Origin of the sequence: Carnobacterium sp. (assembly GCF_049673005.1) — a bacterium.
Classification (GTDB): Bacteria; Bacillota; Bacilli; order Lactobacillales; family Carnobacteriaceae; genus Carnobacterium_A.
On sequence record NZ_JBATXB010000095.1, the window covers coordinates 1 to 4,759 of the forward strand.

General features: G+C 33.3%; 5 protein-coding genes. All 5 read right to left on the reverse strand.

Going from position 1 to position 4,759, the window contains the following annotated elements:
- Positions 1-344 precede the first annotated feature (344 nt).
- Positions 345-827 carry an ASCH domain-containing protein gene (locus tag WBF61_RS07160; protein ID WP_424255197.1) on the reverse strand — a complete coding sequence of 161 codons (483 nt, stop codon included), beginning with the start codon at positions 825-827 and terminating at the stop codon, positions 345-347.
- Positions 828-972: 145 nt separating this feature from the next.
- On the reverse strand, positions 973-2,046 hold the full coding sequence (locus WBF61_RS07165; protein ID WP_424255199.1) for an ABC transporter substrate-binding protein: 1,074 nt from the start codon (positions 2,044-2,046) through the stop codon (positions 973-975).
- Complete coding sequence (locus WBF61_RS07170) at positions 2,043-2,876, reverse strand: ABC transporter permease (RefSeq protein WP_424255201.1); 834 nt, start codon at positions 2,874-2,876, stop codon at positions 2,043-2,045. Before WBF61_RS07170 ends, WBF61_RS07165 begins: the two co-directional genes overlap by 4 nt.
- The gene (locus tag WBF61_RS07175; RefSeq protein ID WP_424255203.1) at positions 2,873-3,688 is read right to left on the reverse strand and encodes an ABC transporter permease; all 816 of its coding nucleotides are present in this window, start codon (positions 3,686-3,688) and stop codon (positions 2,873-2,875) included. The genes WBF61_RS07170 and WBF61_RS07175 overlap by 4 nt, the downstream gene beginning before the upstream one ends.
- A gap of 13 nt (positions 3,689-3,701) precedes the next feature.
- Positions 3,702-4,759: ABC transporter ATP-binding protein (locus WBF61_RS07180; protein WP_424255205.1), on the reverse strand; the 1,058-nt coding region annotated here is incomplete at its 5' end.

Sequence of the window (4,759 nt, forward strand, 5' to 3'; positions counted from 1 at the left end):
GAAAAAAAGGTGAATCCTAACATAATAAAAAGCATCGACCAAAAGCCTTTTTTATCTTCTTCTTTTACTCTTGCTAATGAATAATCCTTATCTTGCTGAGTGTTTTTCATTATACTCCTCCTTATTATTCACCAGTACCTGTACATACAAAAAGACCCCTTGTCAAAAAACGACAAGGAGTCTGCGCATATGTACAGCAGTACAACACCGTCTCATTAGACAGTGCAAACCTTGTCAGCCTCTCTGGACTGATTTTAAAGGTACCGATATTTTATTAATGCTAATTCTATCTCTTTACGCTAAATCTGTCAACTCAAATATTTCCATATTTTTTCATTTAATCATTATGCCGCATAAACAAGCTCGAATTGGATACAAACTAATTCTATAGTTGTAGAAAAATGCCAATGTTCGTTTTTACATTGTTCTTGAAAATAAGTTTGATAAAGTTCTCGCCAACCAGTTAGTGTGCGATCTCCTTCGCCTTCTTCATAAGCCAGTTCTTCAGATACTTCATCAAATGGAACAATGAATACTTTCAATAGTTGCACTACTCCAATTGCTTGATTGTTTCCGTCTAAAATCACAGAGTAGCTTCCTTCTTTAGGTATGGACTTTTCTTTTCTTTGGTATTCTACTAACAAGGTCGTTTTAGCTGTCTTTAAACCTTCTAAAACCAGTGCTGCAGACTGGTTGGCACTATCTTTTGTTTCTCCAAAAGTCATTACATCATACTGATCAGGTAAAGTAGAATTTTGAAGTCTAAAATTTTCCCATAATATTTCTGCCGACTCATTTATCATTGCTTCCTCTTTACTCCTGTTCATTACTCCGAATAAGTCTTTATACTGCTTTATCCAGAATCTTTTTTATGCACTTAACTACTTTTATTCAACTTATATAAGTAACATCAAAAAGAAGTGTAACACAATCAACTCAATTTTGTTTAAATTCAGTCTTGTTTTGTCTTATTTATTTACGATGCATTTTAAATTCCAAAAACAAATCATTATAAACACCAATATACTCTTTACCTAAATCATCATAGACTTCTAGATTTTCCAATGTCTGTTCCGTAGGGTAAAATTGTTTATCTTCTGTTATCTCTGGTGGCAATAATTTTTTAGCTGCTTCATTTGGTGTTGAATATCCAATATACTCAGCATTTTGAGCAGCATTTTCTGGTTCAAGCATGAAATTAATAAAAGCATACGCTGCATTTATATTTTTAGCTGTTTTAGGAATGACAAAGTTATCAAACCAAAGATTGGACCCTTCTTCTGGAATTACATAATGAAGGTGTTCATTTTCGGCTAGCATTTCTGCTGCTTCTCCAGAAAACGTTACAGCTACAGAACTTTCTTCTTGAATCATGTACATCTTAATTTCATCTGCAACGATTGCTTTAACGTTAGAAGTTAAAGTGTTTAATTTTATCGCAGCTTCGTCAAGTTCTTTTTTATCTTTTGTGTTTAGAGAGTAACCTAAACTATTTAAAGATAAGCCCATCACTTCTCTTGCTCCATCAATCAGCATGACATCATTTTTTAACTTCGGATTCCAAAGATCATCCCAATGTTCAATATCCTTGTCAGTTAAAAATTTATCATTATAAATAATCCCTAATGTCCCCCAAAAATATGGGATTGAATACGCATTTTTAGGATCGAAGGATTGGTCTAAAAACAAGTCATTGATATTCGTTAACCCTTTTATTTTACTATGATCTAATTTAAAAACCATCTCTTCTTTAATCATTCGTTGGATCATGTACTCACTCGGAACTGCCAAATCGTAAGCTGTTCCTCCTTGTTCAATTTTAGTATACATCGCTTCATTGGAATCAAACGTTTCGTAGGAAACACGATAATTGGTTTCATTTTCAAATTTAGTAATTAAATCTGGATCGATATAATCTCCCCAATTGTATAAATTTAACGTGTTTTCTGATGTAATGCCTTGCGATTTACTTAACTGGTTAATGGATGCATACAAACCGATACTTACTGCTAAAATAGAAAGGATAATAGCCATTAGTCGCCTCATCTTATTATCACCGCCCCAGATAGTCGTTTCTTTTTATTTTTTTGTTTTTTTGAAAGATTGTGTTGCTGAATAAAGTAATAGCCAATAACTAATAGAAGAGAGAATAAGAACATCAATGCACTTAATGCATTAATTTCTAAACTTACTCCTTGGCGGGCTCTAGAATAAATTTCAACAGCTAATGTTGTAAATCCATTCCCTGTTACAAAAAATGTTACCGCAAAATCATCTAGCGAATAGGTAAAAGCCATAAAGAATCCTGCTAAAATTCCTGGAGTAATGCTTGGTAAAATAACCTTGCTTAATACTTGCCAATTATTCGCTCCTAAATCACGGGCAGCCATAATCATGGTATCATTCATTTCTTTCAATTTAGGCAAAACCATTAAGACTACAATAGGGATACTAAAGGCGATATGCGAAAGTAAAACGGATGCAAAACCTAAACTAAATCCAATAAAAGTAAATAAAATTAAAAAACTAGCACCGATAATGACATCTGGTGATACCATCAATATATTATTCAGACTCAGCAAAGTTGTACGATTTTTTCGTTTTTTTGTATAATAAATAGCCAAAGCTCCAAACGTTCCAATGATTGTTGCAGCTAATGAAGAAAGTAGGGCAACTAATAAAGTGTTTAAAACAATTGTGATTAACCGCTTATCCTCAAAAACAGTTAAGTAGTTATCCCAAGTAAAGCCTTCAAAACTAGTCATCGTGCCACCTGAATTAAACGAATAGAAAATAAGATAAAAGATAGGAGCATAAAGAATAACAAAGATTGCTATTAAATAGAGATTAGACCATTTAATTTTTATATTTTTCATTTACGTCTCCTCTCTTTCTTTTTCTTTTCACCTGTTAAAACCATAATAATGAGCATTGCTGCAATTAAAACAACTCCGATTGTTGAGCCCATACCCCAGTCTTGTGTAACAAGAAAATGCTGTTCAATAGCTGTTCCCAAAGTTATCACGCGATTTCCACCAATCAAACGAGTTAACATAAATAATGATAGAGATGGGATAAATACTGCTTGAACACCACTTTTAACTCCATTTAACGTTAAAGGGAAAATAACTCTTCTAAACGTTTCGAGCCCATTTGCACCTAAGTCACGACTTGCTCGCTCATAAGAAGGATTTAATTCCTCTAAAGCGTTAAATATAGGTAAAATCATAAAGGGTATTTCGATATAAGTCGCTACTAATAAAAAACTAACATCCGTAAACAAAATTTGCTGTCTACCTATTCCAATAAACATCAGAAAATCATTTACCGAACCATTTATACTGAATATGCCGATAAATGCATAAGCTTTCAGTAGCAAATTTATCCAAGTTGGCAAAATAATGAGCAACAGCCATAATTGTTTGTGTTTCGTTTTATTTAGTAAATAAGCAGTTGGATAGCTAATGAATAATGTCGAAATCGTTATCAAAAAGGCATACCACACTGAATTTAATGTCATTCTTAAATAGGTTCCAGATTCAAAAAAAGTTTGGTAATTTGCTAGTGTAAACTGTCCTTCAATCGTGAAGAATGATTGATAAAAAATTAACAGTAAAGGAGCGGCGACAAAAAAAACTAGCCATAAACTATAGGGTATAAAATAAAATAATTTCGATTGTTTCGTCAATTCTTTGTCCTCCTTACTCCTCTTCGTAGCTTTCAAGACGTGCATCAAATTCTTGCTCAGACTCTCCGAAACGCATAACGTGAATGTCTTCAGGTTCAAAATAAAGACCTACTTCGCTACCAACTTTAGCTTTTTTAGTCGAATGAACCATCCATTCATTGTTTTCACGATCATGTCCAATGATTTCATAATGAACACCTCTAAAAAGTTGTGTATCTACTTTCATAGCAATTTTACCTTGCTCAACCGTTGTTAAAAGTAAATCCTCTGGACGTAAAACAACTTCAACTTTTTCATTAGGTTTCATCCCAGCATCCACACATTCAAGAACATGTCCAATAATAGAAACCGAATAATCTTCTACCATATGTCCTTTAACAATGTTACTTTCTCCGATAAAGTCAGCAACATATCGATTAATGGGTTCGTCATAAACATCAACTGGCGTCCCACTTTGAACAATTTCGCCGTCTTTCATAACAAAAATTTCATCACTCATTGCTAAAGCTTCTTCTTGATCATGCGTTACAAAAACAAACGTAATACCTAATCGTCGTTGCAATTCACGTAATTCATATTGCATGTCTGTTCTTAATTTCAAATCTAGTGCAGATAAAGGTTCATCGAGTAGCAAAACTTCAGGCTCATTAACCAATGCGCGTGCGATAGCTACACGTTGGCGTTGTCCTCCTGACATTTCACTGATATCACGATCTTCATAATTGGATAAACGAACCATTTTCAATACATTGCTTACTTTTTCTTTAATAGTTTTGCTATCTAGCTTTTTGATGCGCAATCCAAATGCAATATTTTCAAATACATTCATGTGCGGAAATAAGGCATAATCTTGAAAAACCGTATTTACTTTGCGTTTATTTGCAGGTAAATCATTTACTACTTTTCCGTCTAAAGTAATTGTTCCTTCATTTGCTTCAGTAAACCCGGCAATTAACCGTAAAATCGTTGTCTTTCCACAACCAGATGGACCAAGTAATGTATAAAATTTACCTTGTTCAATTTCAAAGTTAATATTTTTTAAAACGGGTTCATCATCATCGTATTGTTTTT